The 20,180-nt window shown below is 64.2% G+C and carries 20 protein-coding genes; 7 read left to right on the top strand and 13 right to left on the bottom strand.

Going from position 1 to position 20,180, the window contains the following annotated elements:
* Window positions 1-112: 112 nt before the first annotated feature.
* From ACFQX9_RS21450 to ACFQX9_RS21430, 5 genes are all read left to right on the top strand, one after another.
* Complete coding sequence (locus tag ACFQX9_RS21450) at window positions 113-742, top strand: CvpA family protein (RefSeq protein WP_007592055.1); 630 nt, start codon at window positions 113-115, stop codon at window positions 740-742.
* 28 nt (window positions 743-770) lie between these two features.
* Complete coding sequence (gene purF / locus ACFQX9_RS21445; protein ID WP_018459135.1) at window positions 771-2,276, top strand: amidophosphoribosyltransferase; 1,506 nt, start codon at window positions 771-773, stop codon at window positions 2,274-2,276.
* A 144-nt stretch (window positions 2,277-2,420) separates the two neighbouring features.
* The gene (locus tag ACFQX9_RS21440; protein ID WP_377790382.1) at window positions 2,421-3,161 is read left to right on the top strand and encodes an SDR family NAD(P)-dependent oxidoreductase; all 741 of its coding nucleotides are present in this window, start codon (window positions 2,421-2,423) and stop codon (window positions 3,159-3,161) included.
* A 78-nt stretch (window positions 3,162-3,239) separates the two neighbouring features.
* Window positions 3,240-4,388 (top strand): hypothetical protein, encoded by a 1,149-nt coding sequence (locus ACFQX9_RS21435; protein ID WP_377790380.1) that lies wholly within the window; start codon window positions 3,240-3,242, stop codon window positions 4,386-4,388.
* A gap of 169 nt (window positions 4,389-4,557) precedes the next feature.
* Window positions 4,558-5,784 (top strand): ABC transporter substrate-binding protein, encoded by a 1,227-nt coding sequence (locus ACFQX9_RS21430; protein WP_377790378.1) that lies wholly within the window; start codon window positions 4,558-4,560, stop codon window positions 5,782-5,784.
* Between the two features lie 119 nt (window positions 5,785-5,903).
* Here the strand turns inward: ACFQX9_RS21430 and ACFQX9_RS21425 are convergent, their stop codons facing one another.
* The 7 genes from ACFQX9_RS21425 to ACFQX9_RS21395 all read right to left on the bottom strand — a co-directional run bounded on the left by ACFQX9_RS21425 (window position 5,904) and on the right by ACFQX9_RS21395 (window position 12,881).
* Complete coding sequence (locus ACFQX9_RS21425; RefSeq protein ID WP_247338069.1) at window positions 5,904-7,157, bottom strand: TCR/Tet family MFS transporter; 1,254 nt, start codon at window positions 7,155-7,157, stop codon at window positions 5,904-5,906.
* On the bottom strand, window positions 7,154-8,536 hold the full coding sequence (gene der / locus ACFQX9_RS21420) for a ribosome biogenesis GTPase Der (protein ID WP_018459140.1): 1,383 nt from the start codon (window positions 8,534-8,536) through the stop codon (window positions 7,154-7,156). Before der ends, ACFQX9_RS21425 begins: the two co-directional genes overlap by 4 nt.
* Before the next feature lie 49 nt (window positions 8,537-8,585).
* On the bottom strand, window positions 8,586-9,134 hold the full coding sequence (locus ACFQX9_RS21415) for a hypothetical protein (protein ID WP_026233742.1): 549 nt from the start codon (window positions 9,132-9,134) through the stop codon (window positions 8,586-8,588).
* 26 nt (window positions 9,135-9,160) lie between these two features.
* Window positions 9,161-9,814, bottom strand: coding sequence for a tetratricopeptide repeat protein (locus ACFQX9_RS21410; RefSeq protein WP_018459142.1), 654 nt, complete (start codon window positions 9,812-9,814; stop codon window positions 9,161-9,163).
* A 167-nt stretch (window positions 9,815-9,981) separates the two neighbouring features.
* Window positions 9,982-11,574, bottom strand: a complete 1,593-nt coding sequence (locus ACFQX9_RS21405; protein ID WP_247297483.1) for a class I adenylate-forming enzyme family protein — start codon at window positions 11,572-11,574, stop codon at window positions 9,982-9,984.
* 72 nt (window positions 11,575-11,646) lie between these two features.
* On the bottom strand, window positions 11,647-12,231 hold the full coding sequence (locus ACFQX9_RS21400) for an NnrU family protein (protein WP_026233743.1): 585 nt from the start codon (window positions 12,229-12,231) through the stop codon (window positions 11,647-11,649).
* A gap of 71 nt (window positions 12,232-12,302) precedes the next feature.
* Window positions 12,303-12,881 carry a hypothetical protein gene (locus tag ACFQX9_RS21395; protein WP_026233744.1) on the bottom strand — a complete coding sequence of 193 codons (579 nt, stop codon included), beginning with the start codon at window positions 12,879-12,881 and terminating at the stop codon, window positions 12,303-12,305.
* On the opposite strand from ACFQX9_RS21395, the gene ACFQX9_RS21390 reads away from it, so the two are divergent.
* Entirely contained in the window at window positions 12,868-13,089 is a 222-nt protein-coding gene (locus ACFQX9_RS21390) for a hypothetical protein (RefSeq protein WP_157643098.1), read from the top strand. The genes ACFQX9_RS21395 and ACFQX9_RS21390 overlap by 14 nt on opposite strands.
* A 20-nt stretch (window positions 13,090-13,109) precedes the next feature.
* Here the strand turns inward: ACFQX9_RS21390 and ACFQX9_RS21385 are convergent, their stop codons facing one another.
* The gene (locus tag ACFQX9_RS21385) at window positions 13,110-14,729 is read right to left on the bottom strand and encodes a peptide chain release factor 3 (RefSeq protein WP_085352891.1); all 1,620 of its coding nucleotides are present in this window, start codon (window positions 14,727-14,729) and stop codon (window positions 13,110-13,112) included.
* Between the two features lie 163 nt (window positions 14,730-14,892).
* On the opposite strand from ACFQX9_RS21385, the gene sugE reads away from it, so the two are divergent.
* Entirely contained in the window at window positions 14,893-15,207 is a 315-nt protein-coding gene (sugE, locus tag ACFQX9_RS21380; protein ID WP_085395961.1) for a quaternary ammonium compound efflux SMR transporter SugE, read from the top strand.
* Here the strand turns inward: sugE and ACFQX9_RS21375 are convergent.
* The 5 genes from ACFQX9_RS21375 to ACFQX9_RS21355 form a co-directional block, all read right to left on the bottom strand.
* Window positions 15,200-16,207 carry an inorganic phosphate transporter gene (locus ACFQX9_RS21375; RefSeq protein ID WP_085395960.1) on the bottom strand — a complete coding sequence of 336 codons (1,008 nt, stop codon included), beginning with the start codon at window positions 16,205-16,207 and terminating at the stop codon, window positions 15,200-15,202. The genes sugE and ACFQX9_RS21375 overlap by 8 nt on opposite strands.
* Window positions 16,208-16,222: 15 nt before the next feature.
* The gene (locus ACFQX9_RS21370; protein ID WP_018459150.1) at window positions 16,223-16,867 is read right to left on the bottom strand and encodes a DUF47 domain-containing protein; all 645 of its coding nucleotides are present in this window, start codon (window positions 16,865-16,867) and stop codon (window positions 16,223-16,225) included.
* A gap of 158 nt (window positions 16,868-17,025) precedes the next feature.
* Window positions 17,026-17,994, bottom strand: a complete 969-nt coding sequence (locus ACFQX9_RS21365; RefSeq protein ID WP_007592084.1) for a branched-chain amino acid ABC transporter permease — start codon at window positions 17,992-17,994, stop codon at window positions 17,026-17,028.
* Window position 17,995: 1 nt separating this feature from the next.
* Window positions 17,996-18,859, bottom strand: a complete 864-nt coding sequence (locus ACFQX9_RS21360; RefSeq protein ID WP_018459151.1) for a branched-chain amino acid ABC transporter permease — start codon at window positions 18,857-18,859, stop codon at window positions 17,996-17,998.
* A 72-nt stretch (window positions 18,860-18,931) separates the two neighbouring features.
* On the bottom strand, window positions 18,932-20,155 hold the full coding sequence (locus ACFQX9_RS21355) for an ABC transporter substrate-binding protein (protein WP_018459152.1): 1,224 nt from the start codon (window positions 20,153-20,155) through the stop codon (window positions 18,932-18,934).
* Window positions 20,156-20,180: the final 25 nt, after the last annotated feature.

Genomic DNA, 20,180 nt, shown 5'->3' with positions numbered 1-20,180 from the left:
TGGGATTGCGTGGTTGCGGCCTTGCCGGGAACGTCGTCTGGCCCTCACTTAGGGCGGCGGCCAAGCACCGATTCGCTGAGCACCTTGAAGTACGAGCGGACCAGACCAGCCGATGCCAGTAACCATCCTCGACCTGATCCTGCTCGGTGTGATGCTGATTTCGGGCCTGCTCGCCATGGTTCGCGGCTTCATGCGCGAGATCCTGTCGATCGCGGCCTGGGGCACGGCGGCGATTGTCACGCTTTATTCATTCTCGAAGCTGCTGCCGACCGCAAAGACCTATTTCAACAACGATACCGTCGCGAGCGTGGTCGTGGTTGCCGGCGTGTTCGTGGGCACTTTGGTCGTGGTCTCCGTGATCACGGTCCGGATCTCCGACATGATCCTGGATTCGCGCATCGGCGCACTGGACCGCACCCTCGGCTTTCTGTTCGGGCTGGCGCGCGGACTTTTGATCGTCGTGGTCGCCTTCCTGTTCTTCACCTGGCTCGTGCCGGACAAGCAGCGCCCGGATTGGGTCACGGGGGCCAAATCCCGCGTGGTGCTGCAGGGAACCGGGGATTGGCTGATGGCCCTCTTGCCTGACGACCCCGAGAACACCATCTTGAAGAGATTCAAGAAAAACAAACCAGATGAAGAGCAAACTGATTCCGAGCAGCAGCCTTCGGGCAGTGGCGACGGATACAGCAAACCGGCTCGTGACAGCCTTAAAAAGCTGATCGAGAAACCCGCGGCGCGTTGATTAAGCCCTAACGAGAGGCTCGGACGAGATGCGAAATCCTGACCAGGACGCCCTACTTGATCTCGGCCCGGCCGCGCTGGAACTTCAAGACGATCTGGAGGGGGATACGCTGCGCGAGGAATGCGGCGTCTTCGGCATCTACGGCCACCCCGATGCCGCCGCCATCACGGCGCTCGGCCTCCATGCCCTTCAGCACCGCGGCCAGGAAGCCGCCGGCATCGTCTCCTATGACGGCGGCCGCTTTCATTCCGAACGCCGCCTCGGCCTCGTCGGCGACACCTTCTCCCGCCGAGAGGTGATCGACCGCCTGCCCGGCACAATGGCAGTCGGCCATGTCCGCTATTCCACCACCGGCGCGACCATCCTGCGCAACGTGCAACCGCTGTTCGCCGAACTGAATGCCGGCGGCCTTGCGGTCGCCCACAACGGCAATCTCACCAACGGCCTGACGCTGCGCCGCGAGCTCGTGAGGAACGGCGCGATGATGCAGTCGACCACCGACACCGAGGTGATCCTGCACCTGGTCGCGCGCTCCAGGCGCAGCCGCTTCATCGAGCGCTATATCGACGCGCTGCGCGAGATCGAGGGCGCCTATGCGCTGGTGTCGCTGACCAACAAGAAGCTGGTCGGCGCGCGCGATCCGCGCGGCATCCGTCCGCTGGTGCTCGGCGAACTCGATGGTTGTCCGATCCTGACCTCCGAGACCTGCGCACTCGACATCATCGGCGCACGCTTCGTCCGCGACATCGAGCCCGGCGAGGTCATCGTGTTCGACGAGAACGGGCAGGACATCCACAAGCCGTTCCCGCCGATCGCGCCGCGTCCCTGCATCTTCGAGTACATCTACTTCTCCCGTCCGGATTCCATCGTCCACGGCCGCTCGGTCTACGAGGTGCGCAAGGCCTTTGGTGCCCAGCTTGCGCGCGAGAGCCACGTGCCGGTCGATGTCGTGGTGCCGGTGCCGGATTCCGGCGTGCCCGCGGCGGTTGGCTACAGCCAGCATTCCGGCATCCCGTTCGAACTCGGCATCATCCGCAACCACTATGTCGGCCGCACCTTCATCCAGCCGACGCAGGCGATCCGCGAATCCGGTGTGCGCATGAAGCATTCGGCCAACCGCGCCGCGATCGAAGGCAAGCGCATCATCCTGATCGACGATTCGCTGGTACGCGGCACCACCTCGAAGAAGATCGTCCGCATGATGCGCGATGCCGGCGCCAAGGAAGTGCATTTCCGCCTCGCCTCGCCGCCGATCCTCTATCCCGACTATTACGGTATCGATCTGCCGGACCGTGGTGGTCTTCTTGCGGCGACACATTCGCTGGAAGAGATGCGCGAGATCATCGGCGCCGACTCGCTCGCCTTCCTGTCGATCGACGGCATGTACCGCGCCATGGGCGAGCCCGGCCGCGACCCCGCCAATCCGAAATTCTCGGATCATTGCTTCACCGGGGCTTATCCGACCCACCTCACCGACCAGACCCAGACCGAGCAGCAGCCGCGGCAATTGTCGTTGCTGGCGGAGGCGAGCTAGGCTCGTCGTCCTGGCGAAAGCCAGGACCCATTACCACAGGCCTTTCTGGTACGAAGAAGGTGTGACAATCATCTTCCCTAGCCATAAACGTCACGGCGTATGGGTCCTGGCTTTCGCCAGGACGACGCTGGATAGAACCTTTCAATGACAAATCCCCTCGCCAACCGCATCGCTCTCGTCACCGGCGCCTCGCGCGGAATCGGCTTCGCCACGGCCAAGGCGCTGGCCAAGGCCGGCGCGCATATCGTTGCGGTCGCGCGCACGCAGGGCGGGCTGGAAGAGCTCGACGACGAGATCCGCAAGGACGGCGGCAGCGCCACGCTGGTGCCGCTCAACCTCACCGATTCCGACGGCATCGCGCGCCTAGGTGCCGGCCTGCATGAGCGATACGGTAAGCTCGACATCCTCGTCGGCAATGCCGGCGTGCTTGGGCCCTCCTCACCGATCGGCCATATCGAGCTGAAGGCCTTCACCGACGTGATGGCGGTCAACGTCGCCGCGAACTTCCAGCTGATCCGTTGCATGGAGCCGCTGCTCAAGCAGTCCGACGCCGGTCGCGCGGTGTTCATCACTTCCGGCGCCGCCAACAAGGCGACCGCCTATGTCAGCCCCTACGCCGCCTCCAAGGCGGCGCTGGAGACGCTGGCGCGCGCCTGGGCGCAGGAGACCGCGAACACCAAGCTGCGCGTCAATCTGTTCAATCCGGGCCCCGTCCGCACCCGGATGCGCGCGACGCTGATGCCGGGCGAAGACCCAACGACGCTCGATACAGCCGAGCAGGTCGCCGAATTCATCGTGCCGATGTGCGCGCCTGATTGGACCGAGACCGGCAAGTTCTACGACTACAAGACCCGCAGCCTGATGAGCTTCCGCTCGCCGGCCTGATTGACTTGACGGCCTCCCCGCGATTGACTGCCCGCGCTCAAGCGGCAGCAAGCCGCAAGCCAATAAAGGGAGGTTGCCATGGCGCCATGGCGGAATCGCGCAGGCTTTAAGCGTGCGCTCGCAAATGTCTCTCGCGTCCTCTCCGTTCTGATCGTGGCCGTCGCGTTTGCGCTTCCGGGCGCGGCGACCGCCGGCGATGTCCCGACCTTCGCGGTCGATGCTTCCTGGCCAAAGCCGTTGCCGAACAACTGGATCCTCGGCCAGGTCGGCGGCATTACCGTCGACTGGCAGGGCCACATCTGGGTGATCCATCGTCCCCGCTCGCTCACCGACGACGAGAAAGGCGCGAGCCTCACTCCGCCGCGCTCGAAATGCTGCGTCTCGGCGCCGCCCGTGCTCGAATTCGACACGGATGGCAATCTGCTGCGATCGTGGGGCGGCGCGGGCGAAGGCTATGAATGGGTTGGCCGCGAGCACGGCATCGAAGTCGACGAGCGCGGCTTCGTCTGGGTCGGCGGCAATGCCGACAATGACAACGCGATCCTGAAATTCACGCTCGACGGCAAGTTCGTCGCGCAGATCGGCAAGATCGCGCCGAGCCTCGGCAGCAACGACACGACCCAGCTCGGCAAGCCCGCCGAGACCGCGATCGACAAGGCCGCCAACGAAATCTACGTCGCCGACGGCTACGGCAATCGCCGCGTCATCGTGTTCGACGCGACCACGCTTGCCTACAAGCGGCACTGGGGCGCCTACGGCAACAAGCCCGACGATACCAAGCAGGCTCCTTACGATCCCAAGGCGCCGGTTGCGCAGCAATTCGGCAATCCGGTCCACTGCGTGAAGCTCGCCAATGACGGGCTTGTCTACGTCTGCGACCGCATCAACAACCGCATCCAGGTGTTCAAGACGGACGGCACCTTCGTGAAGGAGTTCTTCTTCGAGAAGAACACGCTCGGCAACGGCGCGGTGTGGGACATCGCGATCTGGCCCGATCCGAAGCAGACCTGGCTGCTCAGCGCCGACGGTGAGAACAACGAGATCAGGGTGATCAGGCGCGAGGACGGCAGCGTGGTCGGCAGCTTCGGGCACAACGGCCGCAATGCCGGACAATTCCACTGGGTGCATGCCATGGCGATCGACGCCAAGGGTAACGTCTATACCGCCGAGGTCGACACCGGAAAGCGGATCCAGAAATTCAAGCTGACATCGCACGCGCTGAAATAGCGTCTCGGCGCATTTTGCCCAAAAGTTAACGGAGGGATGACGCTGCGACGCAGCGTCATCCGGCTTTAGGCGCATTGCCGCCGGCCGTGGGACACGGTAGAGCCATCAGCCGGAACAAGGCTCCGTTCAAGAGAGCCGTCCGCATGTTTGACAATGGAGGAAACCTTTTATGACGACGACGTTCGCGCGCCGCTCTGCGGCCCTTCTGGCCTGTGCCGCCTTCGGTTTTGCCACATCCGCCTTCGCTCAGGACAAGACTGTCAAGATCGGCGTGCTCAACGACATGTCGAGCCTCTATGCCGACATCGGTGGCCCGAACTCCGTGGTCGCGATCAAGATGGCGGTCGAGGATTCCGGCCTGCTCAAGAAGGGCTGGAAGATCGACGTCATCAGCGGCGACCATCAGAACAAGCCGGACGTCGGCGTCAACATTGCCCGGCAGTGGATCGACAACGACAAGATCGACGCGATCGCGGACACGCCGAATTCCGGTGTCGCCCTGGCGGTCAGCAACCTGGTCAAGGAAAAGAACTCGGTGCTGCTCAATTCCGGCGCGGCCTCCGCCGACCTGACCGGCAAGGCCTGCACGCCGAACACGGTCTCCTATACCTACGACACCTACATGTTGGCCAACGGCACCGGCAAGGCGCTGACCAAGGCCGGCGGCGACAGCTGGTTTTTCCTGACCGCAGATTATGCCTTCGGCCATGCGCTCGAACGCGACACCACCGCGGTCGTGACTGCGAACGGCGGCAAGGTGCTCGGCAGCGTCAAGCATCCGATCAATACCGCGGACTTCTCTTCCTTCCTGCTGCAGGCGCAATCGTCCAAGGCCAAGGTCGTGGGCCTTGCCAATGCCGGCGGCGACACCACGAACTCGATCAAGCAGGCCGCCGAGTTCGGCATTGTACAGGGCGGGCAGAAGCTCGCGGCGCTGCTGCTGTTCATCAATGACGTGCATTCGCTGGGTCTGAAGACCGCCCAGGGCCTGACCTTCACGGAATCTTTCTACTGGGACATGAACGACCAGACCCGCGCCTGGTCGAAGCGCTTCTCGGCGCTGGCCAACAAGAATGCGATGCCGTCGATGACGCAGGCCGGCAATTACGCGATGGTGCTGCATTATCTCAAGGCGATGGATGCGCTCGGCAGCAATCCGCATGACGGCGCCAAGGTCGTCGCCAAGATGAAGGAGCTTCCGACCGACGATCCGCTGTTCGGCAAGGGTCCGCTGCGCGAGGACGGGCGTCGTCTCATCCCGGCCTATCTGTTCGAGGTGAAGAAGCCCGACGAATCGAAGGGACCGTGGGACTACTACAAGCAGATCGCCACGATCGCGGCAGAAGATGCGGCCAAGCCGCTCAAGGACAGCGAGTGCCCGCTGGTGAAGAAGTAAGGGCGTAGCTTGCGCAACTGCCTCCACGACGTCATGCCCGGGCTTGTCCCGGGCATCTACGTTCTGGACCGGACGAAGAACGTGAATGGCCGGGACAAGCCCGGCCATGACGGCCCTCTTCAAGGCGCCTTGGCGACAGCCAGCGCCCGCACTGCGATCGCCACGCACACCACCATCAGCACCGCCGCGAGCAGGAACGGCGCGCCGGGCAGCTGCCACGGCGCGCTGGCGCCGATGAAATATGAAAAGGTCAGCGTGAACAGGAACGGGCCGACGAGCTGCGACACGCTCTGCACGCTCGCGGTCGCGCCCTGCAACTGGCCCTGCTGATCGGGCGCGACCAGCCGCGTCATCAGCGATTGCATGGCGGCGCCCGAAATGCCCCACAGCGACATCACGGGAATGCCGATCCAGAACAGCGGCCCGGTCGGCGCCGCGCCGAAGATCACGAAGCCAATCGCGCCACAGCACAGGCCGAGCAACAAGGCGTTCCGCTCGCCGAGCACACGCACGATCGGGCCGATCGCGAGCCCCTGCACCACCATCGCGCAGATGCCGACCATCGCCAGCGTCAGCCCCACGGTTTTCGAATCCCAGCCGTAGCGATAAGTGGCGTAGAGCACGAAGGTCGAGGGCAACACGACATGCGCGACCTGCGCGATGAAATTGACGACGGACAGCGCGGCGAGCACCGCGTTGGAACGCAGCAGGCGGAGCGCTCCGAGCGGATTGGCGCTCCTCCAGCGGAACGGCGCGCGCTTGTCCGGCGCCAACGATTCCGGCAGGACGAAGAGCCCATAGAGCGCATTGGCGAAGCTCAAGGCCGCCGAGGCCCAGAACGGCAGGCGCGGATCGATATCGCCGAGCAGGCCGCCCAGCGCCGGGCCCAGCACGAAGCCGGCGCCGAATGCAGCGCCAATCCTGCCGAACACCGCTGCGCGCCGCTCCGGCGGCGTGATGTCGGCGATATAGGCAAAGGCGGTCGAGATGCTGGCCGAGGTGATGCCCGAGATGACGCGGCCGACGAACAGCCAGACCAGCGACGGCGCCAGCGCCATCAGCACATAGTCTGCCGCGAGCCCGAAATTCGACAGCAGCACCACCGGCCGCCGCCCGAAGCGGTCCGACAGCGCGCCGAGCACCGGCGAGAATACGAACTGCATCAGCGCCCAGGCGGTGCCGAACAGGCCGAAGATGCGGGCCGCATGGGCCGTGTCGTTGTCGACGAAGCTCTCGATCAGTTTTGGCAGGATCGGCATGATCACGCCGAGCGCGAGCATGTCGAGCAGGATGGTGACGAAGATGAAGGCGACCGCACCGCGCCGGACTGGCGCTGCGCCCTGCGCCATCGCCTCGCCGGCGTCGTTGCTCACGACGGCCGCTTGCGCTTGTGGGCGAACGGATTGGCCTTCTCGCGCAAGGTGATGCGCACCGGCGTGCCCGGCAGCTCGAAGGCCTCACGCAGCGAATTGGTGAGATATCGCAGATACGACTGCGGTACCGCGTCCGCACGCGAGCAGAACAACACGAAGCTTGGCGGGCGGGCCTTGGTCTGCGTGATGTAGTTCAGCTTGAGTCGTCGTCCGGACACGGCCGGCGGCGGATTGGCTTGGACCGCCTCCTCGAACCAGCGGTTCAGCGCCGCGGTCGACACACGCCTGTTCCAAAGCGCATAGGCATCCTGGATCGCCTGCATCAATCGATCGATGCCCTCGCCCATCAAGCCGGAGACGGCGACGATCGGCACGCCCTTGATCTGCGGCAGCAAGTGATCGGCATCGCGGCGCAGGTTCGAGATCGCGCCGCCGCCCTTGCTTTCCATCAGGTCCCATTTGTTGACGGCGAGCACGACGGCCCGACCCTCGCGCTCGATCAGGTCGGCAATGCGAAGATCCTGCTCCTCGAAGCGGTTCTGCGCATCCATCATCATCACGACGACTTCGGCAAAGCGCACCGCGCGCAGTGCGTCGGCGACCGAGAGCTTCTCGAGCTTCTCCTCGATCCGCGAGCGCCGGCGCAGACCTGCGGTGTCGAACACCCGAAACTCGCGCCCCTTCCAGTTGATCTCGACCGCGATGGAATCGCGCGTGGTACCCGCCTCCGGGCTCGTCAGCAGGCGCTCCTCGCCGAGCAGATGATTGATCATCGTCGACTTGCCGGCGTTGGGCCGGCCGACGATCGCGACCCGGATCGGACGCGTGGCCGCCTCTTCCTCCGTCAGCGGCTCGTCGTCCTCGACCTCATCCTCCTCGACGGGCTCCGGCATCAGCTCTCTCAAGGCGTCATAGAGCTCACCCAGGCCCTCGCCATGCTCGGCCGAGATCTGGATGGGATCGCCGAGGCCGAGCGCGAAAGCCTCCATCGCGCCGGCATCGCCGTGCTTGCCTTCGCTCTTGTTCGCGACGAGCATCACCGGCTTGTTGGCCTTGCGGGCGAAATCGGCGAAGGCGCGATCGTTGGGCGTGAGGCCCATGCGGGCATCAATCACGAAGAACAGCGCGTCGGCCTGTGCGATCGCGGCCTCCGTCTGCTCCTGCATGCGGGCGGTCAGCGAGCCCTTGGCACCCTCATCGAGGCCGGCGGTGTCGATGATCGTGAAGTCGAGATCGCCGAGCCTGGCCTCGCCCTCGCGGCGGTCGCGGGTGACGCCGGGGAGGTCATCGACAAGCGCGAGCTTCTGCCCGACCAGACGGTTGAACAGCGTCGACTTGCCGACATTGGGTCGGCCGATAATGGCAATCTTAAAGGACATGGGTCATTCGTGCGCTGCCGGAGCCGCGCCTGTCAATGAAATGAAAAAATCAGCGCGAGAAGCTGCCGCTCGGCATGGGCGCCGGGAAGGCGCCCTGCGTTTGCTGCTGGGTGGTCTGGGTCGGTTGCGCCTGCTGGACGGATTGATCGGGCGGCGGCGCGGTGGTGCGCTTGCGCACGATCTTCTGCCTGGGCGGCGGCGTGGCCGCGGGCGGCGCGGCCTCGGGCTGGGCCTCGCCGTCGACTTCGCCGGCGGGCGCCTCAGCCGGCGCGACGGCTGCGGTGGCCGGCTGCCTGGTCTTTTTCGCCTTGGCACCCTTCGCCGGCTTCGGCTCGGGCGCAGGCTCGGTGGGCAGAGCCGCAACGGCGGGTCCGTTCGGATCGGGCTGTTGCTGGGCGCCCTTGTACATATCCTTCGGAACGCCTTGCTCGAGGCCGGGCACGCCTTCCGGGAACACCGGCTTGCGGTCGCCCGGCAGCTTCTTCTTGGTGTCGAGGAAGTCGAGCATGTCGCTCGGATCGAAGCTGGAGCAACCGCCCAGCACGCCCGTGAAGGCGATCAGGACGGCGGTTGCGATCAAGCGTGGCGTGCGGCGCATGTCGGTATCTCGTCTCAGCTCTCGGCTCAGCTCTTCGCTACGGGCGGCAGCAGGGCCTGCAGCGCCTCGGCGCGTGAGCGCAGGCCGGGCGGCGTTTCGCCGTCCTCGGCAATCGCGTCGAGCCATTTGCGGGCCGCAGTCACATCGTTGTTGCGCCAGGCCGACAGCGCCAGCATCTCGCGGGCGGTGTGACGGAAGGTCGATTTGGGTGCGGTCGAGGCTTCCAGCCGCTGCTGCATGTCCGCATAGCCGGCGCTGTCGAGCAGGAGACCGGCGGCGCGGATCTTTGCCAGATCCTGCCACTCGCCGCCTACACTGCGGTCGGCGGCGATGTCGTCATACAGCTTGGCGCCTGCCTTGGGATCGCGGGCCGCCGCCTCGGCCGCAGCACGCAGCCGCGCCAGGGTGCGATAGCCCGATGGAGCCTTGGCAGCGAGCTCGGTGAAGGCCGCCTCGGCCTCCGCATGCTTGTCCTGCTCGGACAGCTCAGCGGCCTTCTCGAAGGCAGCACCGGCCTCGGCAGCCTTCTTGGCTTCAAGATATTGGTAACCGCGCCAGCCACCCACGGCGGCGACGATCAGCACCATCAGTGCGATAAAGACGATCGAATATTTATCCCACAGCTTCTTGAGCTGTTCGCGACGTACTTCCTCGTCGACTTCGTCAAATAATTCAGACACTTATGCTAATCCCATGCCCGTCCGGGTGCGCGCGCCAAAGCGTTCGCGTCAGGAATCCCGTCCCCACGTGGCGGCGGGGTACCCTAACGATATGGCGGTGGCAAGGCAAAGCGAGCCCGATCAAGGCGTTAACCACCCGGGACAGCCCGAGAGACCGCCTCCCCGGGTCAATTTCCCAACAGCTCCCGCAGCTGTCGCTTCAGCACCTTGCCATTGGCATTGCGCGGCAGCGGCTCCGCGGTGATCACCATGGTCTCCGGGACCTTGTAGTCGGACAGCCGTTCCGCGCACCAGGCGCGCAAGGCCTCGCTGTCCACCGGCGCACGCGCCACCACCACGGCGTGGACGCGTTCGCCCAGCACCGGACAGGCCTTGGCGACGATCGCGCTCTCGACCACGGCGGGATGGCCGGCCAGCACCGATTCGACCTCGGCCGAATAGATCTTGAGGCCACCCCGATTGATCATGTCCTTCTGCCGGTCGAACACCCGGACAAATCCCTCCGCATCGACCGAGCCGAGATCGCCGGAATGCCAGAACCCGCTGGTGAAGCTTTCGGCCGTGGCTTTCGGATTGTTCCAATAGCCCTTGATGACGGAGGCACTCTGGATCCAGAGCTCGCCGATTTCCCCAGGCGGCAGCTCACGCCCGTCCGCGTCCATCGCCAGGATGCGTGCACCCGGACACGGCAGTCCGACGCTGTCGATATGGCTTTCCGTCAACTCGCCCGGCATGATCGTGGACGGCGACGTGGTCTCGGTCGCACCGTAGCAATTCGCCAGCGCGAGGCCGGGAATGATCGCCTTGAGCTTCTCGATGGTGGCAACCGGCATCGGTGCGCCGCCAAAGCCGCCGATGCGCCAGCTCGACAGATCGTAGCTCTCGATATCGGGCTGGAGCAGGCACAGATTGTACATCGCCGGCACCATCACCGTGTAGGTGACGCGCTCGCGCGCGGCGAGCTTGAGATATTCGCCGGCTTTGAACTCCGGCATGATGATCAACGCGCCACCGCAGCAGATCATCGTCGTGATGTTGGCGACCACGCCGGTGACATGGCCGAGCGGCACTGCCGCGATCGAACGGTCGGCCGCCGTCAATTGCAGGCAGGACATGAAGATCATCGAGGAATGGACGATGTTGCAATGGGCCAGCATCGCGCCCTTCGGCTTGCCTGTCGTGCCCGAGGTGTAGAGGATCATCGCGGTGTCCTCCTCGCTCGTCTCGACCGGCGCCGCGGCCGGGGCGTTGTCGACGAGCACCGCGAAATCCGACAGAGCCGGATCGTGGTCGATGGCGATGCGGTCGATCACATCGGGCACGTCCAGTGCGTCCGGCAGCCGCTCCGCAAGTGCCGCCTCGTGGATCAGGATCTTGGCGCCGCAGTCGGCGAGCACATAGGCGATTTCCGGCTTCTGCTGCCGCGTGCTGAGCAGCACCGTGACAAGCCCCTCATGCGCGGCAGCAAACAGCAGCAGCGGGAATTCGACGCGGTTGCCGAGCAGGATCGCGACACGATCGCCGCGCTGCAATCCGAGCTTGCGAAATCCCGCCGCGATCCGCGCAGCCTGCTCGACGGCCTGCCGCCAGCTCAGCCGGACACCGCCTGAGATCAGCGCTTCGCCGTCGGGATTGCGGGCGCAGGCGTCCGCAATCATCGCCCACAGGCTCGACGGCCGATCGCAAAATGCCGGTACCACCCGATCGCCGAAGCGCGCCTCGAACCGCATTGGCGGGATCTGAGAATGCGGCCAGTCCATCGGATTGCCCTTGGCTTGTTACTTTCGTTATCTTCCGCGCACGGGCATGCGGTCCTGTCTTGTGCTGATCGGCTAGCCGCCCATCACGGGAACGCCGATGACGACGGGATGGAACGCAAAAGCCAGCGCCAGATAAGCGACGATTCCAACCACGACCGCGATCAGATCGTTGGTGACGCCGCCGACCGGAATCGGCGGACCGCCGCCATCGGTGCGACGCTTCAGCGTGATGCGGTCATACACCGCCCAGCCCAGAAAGGACCCGAACAGGATGATGGAGCCGAGATCGCCATTGGCCAGAAGATGCGCCGCCGCCCACAGCTTGATGCCGGCCAGCATCGGATGCTTCAGTGTCGCGTAAATGCGGCCGCGCAGATAGGACGCAACCACCAGGATGACCGCGGGCAGCATCAGTGCGAGCGTGATGTGCTTCAGCGCCTTCGGCGGATACCAGACGTCGATCCAGCCGGTCGCGCGATAATGCGCGAAGCCCCAGATGATCAGTGCGAGCCCCGCAAGCGAGGCAAGCGAATAGAGGATCTTGTAGGTCCCCTCGCCCACTCTCGCGATGGCCTGCGCGCGTGCATCGCGTTTCGTCGTGAACACATGCGCCGCAAAAAACAGCGCAAGCCCCAGGATCATAACCAGCAGACCCACGAGATTCTCCCCTCAACCAGCGCCCCAGCCCATGGCGTATCATCGATTGGCCGCGGGTCGCAACTGATGCGCTACTTGCCGATCTCGCGATTGTCGACATACCGGATCGCGATCGGCCGCCCGGCGATGGCACCGCCAAGGCCGCCGGTGAATTTCAGCGGCAGGCAGGCGTTCAACGATGAATTGATCGCATTGAGGTAGGAGGTTCTCGTCTCGGCGGGGACGCCTGCGGTCGCATAGGTCAGGCGCGGCGGGCCGATCAGGCCGCCCGATTTGTTGAAGCTGAAACGCACGGCGATCTGCATGCCCGCGCGCGCATTGTCCGATGGCGGTGACCAGCAGGTGCGCAGCTCGGCGAAGAGATCGCCGATCGTATCGAGATCGTGATCGGGCTTCTGATATTTGGCGCGATCGGCGTCCGCTGGCACGCTTTGGATCGTGAGCTGGAGGTTCTGCCCATAGGGATAGTCGATCTCGGGAATACAGGGACCAGGCTCAAGCGGGCTGCAATAGGACGGCGTGCAGGGCCGGCCGTCGAGCACACTGCATGGCTCGTGCGAAAACGGAATTGGGTTGATCTGTCGCGGCCGCGCGTCGGCGGCAACGATCGAGATCGCCAGCAGGAGAAAAACAAGGATGCCGCGCCACATCATGCGATCTCACAATACCGCAAGAGTAAAACGTGGCATTACCTCCGACAACGTCAAGATCGCCGGCGTTCACGTGCTCGCGTTCAACCTCGGTGTCGTCGCCCGGCTTGACCGGGCGACCCAGTACTCCGGGACGTCTGTGATTGAGCCGGGAAGCCGCGGCGTACTGGATGCCCCGGTCAAGCCGGGGCATGACAGCGGAGGGTGAGGAGCGGACGGAGCTACGCCCTAGCCCTTCTTCTTGACGTCCTTGACGTTGGTGAACTCGATGCCCTCGGCACGTTCCCTTGTGTAGCCGAGATAGAACTCGTTCCGCGCCAGATAGACGGGATCCCCGTCGACATCGTCGGCGATGCTGGAGGTGTTGGCAGCGATGAAGGTATCGAGCTTCTTGCGGTCGTCCGAAGAGACCCAGCGCGCGAGCTGGAACTCGCTGACCTCGAATTCGACTGGGAGGGAATATTCCGCATCCAGCCGGGCCTTCAGCACGTCGAGCTGGAGTGCGCCAACGACGCCAACCAACGCCGGTGCGCCGTCGCGCGGGCGGAATACCTGCACCACGCCCTCTTCCGACATCTGCTGAAGCGCTTCCTTCAGCTTCTTCGCTTTCATGGCATCGGTGAGACGCACGCGGCGGACGATTTCCGGCGCAAAGCTCGGCACGCCCACGAAGTTGAAATCCTCACCGTCGGTCAGCGTGTCGCCGATGCGCAGCGTGCCGTGATTGGGAATGCCGACGACGTCGCCGGCATAAGCCTCGTCCGCAACCGAACGGTCCTGCGCGAAGAAGAATTGCGGGCTGGACAGCGGCATGCTCTTGCCGGTGCGCACGAGCTTCGCCTTCATGCCGCGGCTCAGCTTGCCGGAGCAGAGGCGGGCGAAAGCGATGCGGTCGCGGTGGTTGGGATCCATGTTGGCCTGGATCTTGAACACGAAGGCGCTCATGCGCGGGTCGGTGGCTTCGACCTTGCGCTGGTCGCTCTCCTGCGCGCGCGGCTCGGGCGCGAACTTGCCGAGTCCTTGCAGCAGGTCACCGACGCCGAAATTGCGCAGCGCGCTGCCGAAATAAACCGGCGTCAGATGGCCCTCGCGAAACGCTTCGAGCTCGAACGGTTTTGAAGCCGCGGTGACGAGCTCGAGCTCGTCCTTGACCGCCGACACGTCGAGATTGGCATTGAGCTTGGCGAGCTCGGCGATCTCGATCTGCTGCGCCGCGCCGGTCTTGGCGCCACCGCCTTCGAGCAGGCGCACGCCGCCATTGACGACGTCATAGGTGCCGAGGAACTCGCGGCCGCGGCCGACAGGCCAGGTCATCGGCGTGGTATCGAGCGCCAGCGTCTTCTCGATCTCGTCGAGGAGCTCGAAGACGTCGCGGCTCTCGCGGTCCATCTTGTTGATGAAGGTGATGATCGGGATATCCCGAAGACGACATACCTCGAACAGCTTTCGGGTGCGCGCCTCGATGCCCTTGGCGGCGTCGATCACCATGACGGCGGAATCGACCGCCGTAAGCGTGCGATAGGTGTCTTCCGAAAAGTCCTCGTGGCCCGGCGTGTCCAGCAGGTTGAACACGAGGCCCTCGAACTCGAAAGTCATGACCGATGTCACGACCGAGATGCCGCGCTCGCGCTCGATCTTCATCCAGTCCGAACGCGTGTTGCGCCGCTCGCCCTTGGCCTTGACCTGGCCGGCCAGATTGATGGCGCCACCGAACAGCAGCAGCTTTTCGGTCAGCGTGGTCTTGCCGGCGTCCGGATGCGAGATGATGGCAAAGGTACGCCGCCGCGACACTTCAGCGGCAAGCGAGGAACGGGCCGTCGATTCGGCTGTGGTGGCGATGTCGGACATTGCGGCAGCGTTTGGCAGGGAAAATGAGCCTGATCAAGCCTGATCTGGTGATTGCGGAGGCTTCCGGCCAGCCCCATATCGGGCTTGGGTTGGGAGGGACGGCCTTCCCTTGCTATCAGCACACCAGTCGCGGGGACGACCCTGCCTTGAATGGAGGGTCGTCATGGCCTGGAGCATCCTGTTCGTCGCCGGTCTGCTGGAGATCTCCTGGGCGATCGGCCTCAAATATACCGAGGGGTTCACCAGGCTCGTTCCGTCAATCCTCACGCTCGGCGCCATGGCCGGCAGCATCATCCTGCTCGGGCTCGCTCTCAAATCGCTGCCGATTGGAACCGCTTATGCGGTCTGGACCGGCATCGGTGCGGTCGGCACCGCGACGCTCGGCATCATCCTGTTCGGCGAGCCGGCCACCGCGTTCCGCCTCGCCAGCATCGGGCTGATCGTCGCCGGCATTGTCGGACTGAAGCTGGTTACCTGACGAAGATCTTGACCGCCCACCAGCTCAGTGCGGCGACGATGGCCGAGGCCGGCATCGTGATCACCCAGGCATAGACGATCGAGCTGGCGACGTTCCAGCGCACCGCCGAGAGGCGGCGGGCCGCGCCGACGCCGACGATGGCGCCGGTGATGGTGTGGGTGGTCGAGACCGGAACACCGAGAAAGGTCGCCATGAACAGGGTCGCGGCACCGCCGGTCTCGGCGCAAAAGCCCTGCATCGGGGTCAGCTTGGTGATGCGCAGGCCCATGGTGCGGACGATGCGCCAGCCGCCCATCAGCGTCCCCATCGCCATCGCGGCCTGGCACGAGAGCACCACCCAGAAGGGTACGAAGAATTCGCCGCCGAGCTGGCCCTGCGAATAGAGCAGCACGGCGATGATGCCCATGGTCTTCTGAGCGTCGTTACCACCATGGCCGAGCGAATAGAGCGAGGCGGAGGCGAATTGCAGGATGCGGAAGGCGCGATCCACGGCAAAGGGCGTGGAGCGCACCGAGGCCCAGGAGACGATCGCGACCAGCACCATCGCGAGCAGGAAGCCGACCAGCGGAGACAGCACGATGGCGATCACCGTCTTGGACAACCCGCTCCAGACCGCCGCTGAAAGGCCGGCTTTGGCCACGCCGGCACCAAACAAGCCGCCGATCAATGCATGAGACGAGGACGATGGGATGCCGAGCGCCCATGTCACCAGGTTCCAGACGATGGCGCCGACCAGCGCGGCGAAGATCACCTGAGCATCCACGATCGCGGGATCGATGATGCCGGTGCCGATAGTCTGGGCAACGTGCAGCCCGAACACCATGAAGGCGACGAAGTTGAAGAACGCGGCCCAGAACACCGCGTATTGCGGCCGCAGCACGCGGGTCGAGACGATGGTCGCGATCGAATTGGCGGCGTCGTGCAGGCCGTTCAGGAAGTCGAACAGCAGCGCGACGGCGATCAATCCGACCAGGACGGGAAGACCCAGCGCAACATCCACGGCGTGGCCCCTGCCCTAAACTTGCTCGATGACGATGCTGTTGATCTCGTTCGCGACGTCGTCGAAGCGGTCGGCGACTTTCTCGAGATGGTCGTAGATCTCTGCGCCGACGATGAAGTCCATCGCGTTGCCGCCGCGATGCTTGAGGAACAGTTCCTTCAGCCCGATATCATGGAGATCGTCGACGCGGCCTTCCAGCTTGCCAAGCTCTTCCGTGATCGCGGTCAGCATGGCCACGTTCTGACCGATCTTCTGCATCAGCGGCAGCGCGCGGCCGACCAGATTGGCGCATTCGATCAGAAGCCCGCCGATCTCCCGCATCGGCGGCTCGAAGCTGCGGACCTCGAACAGCATCACGGCCTTGGCGGTCTGCTGCATCTGGTCGATGGCGTCGTCCATCGAGGTGATCAGGTTCTTGATGTCGCCGCGGTCGAACGGGGTGATGAAGGTGCGGCGCACCGCGGTCAGCACCTCACGGGTGATGTTGTCGGCATCGTTCTCGAACTGGTTGACGCGCTGGCAATAGACCGGCGTCTCCTCGCCCCCGTTGAGCATGCTCTGGAGCGCGATCGAGCCCTGGATCACGGTCTGGGCGTGGCGGTCGAACAGGTCGAAGAACCGTTCTTCCTTCGGCAGGAAAGCGCGAAACAATCGCATCATGGGGGAGAGACTACCGGTTGGATGATGGCCTGGCCCAAGCGGGCCGTCATGAAACTGTCATAGACCATTTTCGATCCACGCGCGTGCCACCTCACGCCCGTGGAGCCGGATCATCCACCGCTTTCGCGCGTCAACACATCTTCTATTATATCAATGACTTACAGCGACCGCCGGAAGTAATGCGCGATTTCGCCGATGACGCCACGGCGGAAGGTGAGCACGCAGATCACGAAGATCGAGCCCTGGATCACGGTCACCCATTGGCCGAACCCCGCCAAATATTGCTGCATGGCGATGATCACGAAGGCACCGACCACGGGACCGAAGACGGTTCCGAGTCCGCCGACCAGCGTCATCAGCACGACTTCGCCCGACATCGACCAGTGCACGTCGGTGAGCGAGGCATTCTGCGCCACGAAGACTTTCAGCGCACCGGCAAAGCCGGCCAGCGTGCCCGACAGGACGAAAGCCAGGAACTTGTACTGATCGGTGCGGTAACCCAGCGAGATCGCGCGCGGCTCGTTCTCGCGGATCGCCTTGAGGACTTCGCCGAACGGCGAGTTGATGATGCGGAAGATCAGCAGGAAGCCGGCGAGGAAACCGACCAGCACCACGTAGTAGAGCACGGTGGGCTTGGTCAGATCGAAGACGCCGAACATGCGTCCCTGCGGAATGCCCTGGATGCCGTCTTCGCCATGGGTGAACGGCGCCTGGAGGTAGATGAAGTACAAGAGCTGCGACAGCGCCAGCGTGATCATCGAGAAATAGATGCCCTGGCGGCGGATCGAGATATAGCCCGTGATGAGCGAGAGCACGAAGGCACCGGCGACCCCGACGAGGATGCCGAGTTCCGGCGGCAGCGCCCATACTTTCAGCGCATGCGCGCTGCAATAGCCGGCCGTGCCCAGGAACATCGCATGGCCGAAGGACAGCAAACCGCCGTAGCCGATCAGCAGGTTGAAGGCGCAGGCGAGCAGCGCGAAGCACAGCGCCTGCATCACGAAGAACGGGTAGACCCCCGTGAATGGCACCGAAGCCAGCAGCAGCGCCATCACCACGAACACGATCATCTCGTCGCGGATCGCGCGCGGGGTTACCGGCAGCGTGTCGTCCGTCAAGGCTGTCATATCAGGCCGCCCTTCCCGTCAATCCCGTTGGCTTCACCAAGAGCACCAGCACCATCAGCACGAACACGACGGTGTTGGAGGCCTCGGGGTAGAAATATTTGGTCAGGCCTTCGATCACACCGAGCGCGAAGCCGGTGATGATGGACCCCATGATCGATCCCATGCCGCCGATCACGACCACCGCGAACACCACGATGATGAGGTCGGCGCCCATCAACGGCCGCACCTGGTTGATCGGCGCCGACAGCACGCCGGCGAGCGCTGCAAGGCCGACACCGAGGCCGTAGGTCAGCGTGATCATGCGCGGCACGTTGACGCCGAAGGCGCGCACGAGCGTCGGGTTTTCGGTGGCGGCGCGCAAATAGGCGCCGAGCCGCGTCTTCTCGATCAGGAACCAGGTCGCGATGCAGACCACCAGCGAGAAGATGACGACCCAGCCGCGATAGACCGGCAGGAACATGAAGCCGAGATTCATGCCGCCCTTGAGCTGGTCCGGAATGGCGTAAGGCAGGCCGGAGGAGCCGAAGTAGTTCTGAAACACGCCCTGCACGATCAGCGCAATGCCGAAGGTCAGCAGCAGGCCGTAGAGATGATCCAGCCCGGTCAGCCATTGCAGCATGGTCCGTTCCAGGATCATGCCGAAGATGCCGACGATAACAGGCGCAAGCAGCAACGCCCACCAGTAGTTGATGCCGCCGAGGTTCAGCAGGAAGTAGGCGACGAACGCGCCCATCATGTAGAGCGCGCCATGGGCGAAATTGATGATGTTGAGCATGCCGAAGATCACGGCAAGCCCGAGACTGAGCAGCGCGTAGAACGAGCCGTTGATCAGTCCTACCAGTAGCTGAGCGTAAAGAGCCTGCATCGATCCCGCACCTGGTCCCTTCGGCGTTCCCTGAAAGTCGCCCGCAGGCCTGATGGCCTGCGGGCGGTTAGCTTACTTCTTCAAGAGCGCGCACTTGCTCTCGGACAGCGGCGTGAAGGCCTGGTCGCCCGGCACCGTGCCGACCAGCTTGTAGAAGTCCCACGGTCCCTTGGACTCGGAGGGCTTCTTCACCTCGAACAGATAGGCATTGTGGATGGTGCGGCCGTTGGGCTGGATCTCGCCCTTGCCGAACAGATCGTCTTCCGTCGGCATCGACTTCATCTTCTCGACGACCTTGACGCCGTCATGCGGGTTGCCGCCGAGCGCTTCCAGTGCCTTGAAATAGTGACGCACGCCCGCATAGACGCCGGCCTGCACCATGGTCGGCGGCGCGTTGTTCTTCATCTTCTCGGCGAAGCGCTTCGAGAACGCCCGGGTCTGGTCGTTCATGTCCCAGTAGAAGGTCTCGGTGAAGTTGAGGCCCTGTGCGGTCTCGAGCCCGATCGCCTTGACGTCGGTGAGGAACAGCAGCAGCGCCGCGAGCTTCTGGCCGCCCTTGACGATGCCGAACTCGGCCGCCTGCTTGATCGTGTTGGTGGTATCGCCGCCGGCATTGGCAAGGCCGATGATCTTGGCCTTGGAAGCCTGCGCCTGCAGCAGGAAGGACGAGAAGTCCGGCGTGTTCAGCGGGTGCTTGACGCCGCCGACCACCTTGCCGCCATTTGCGGTAACGACAGCGGTGGTGTCGCGCTCCAGCGCCGCGCCAAAGGCGTAGTCCGCGGTCAGGAAGAACCACGTGTCGCCGCCGGCCTTCACCAGCGCCTGGCCGGTGGTGTGGGCAAGCATGTAGGTGTCGTAGGTCCAGTGCACCGTGTTGGGCGAGCACTGCGCGTTGGTCAAATCCGAGGTCGCCGCGCCCGAGTTGATATAGACGCCGTTCTTTTCCTTGATGACGTTGTTGACCGCGAGCGCCACGCCGGAATTCGGCACGTCGACGATGAGGTCGACCTTGTCGACGTCGAACCATTGCCGCGCGATCGCGGTGCCGATGTCGGGCTTGTTCTGGTGATCACCCGAGATGATGTCGATCTTCCAGCCCTTCGCAGCCAGACCGGAATCTTCAATGGCCATCTGCGCGGCGAGCGTCGAGCCCGGCCCGCCAAGATCGGCATAGAGCCCGGACTGATCGGACAGCGCGCCGATCTTGACGGTCTTGTCCTGCGCGAAGGCTACGCCCGCGGTGGTCACGGCCAGCGCCGTGCCGAGCAGAAACGACGCAATCGACTTTGTCATCATGCTACTTCCCTATGAATCTTCTTGT

The organism is Bradyrhizobium sp. GCM10028915, from assembly GCF_042666195.1.
In the GTDB taxonomy this organism is placed as follows: Bacteria; Pseudomonadota; Alphaproteobacteria; order Rhizobiales; family Xanthobacteraceae; genus Bradyrhizobium; species Bradyrhizobium canariense_D.
Note: the sequence above shows the minus strand (reverse complement) of the source record. Positions and strands in the feature narration are given on the sequence as shown.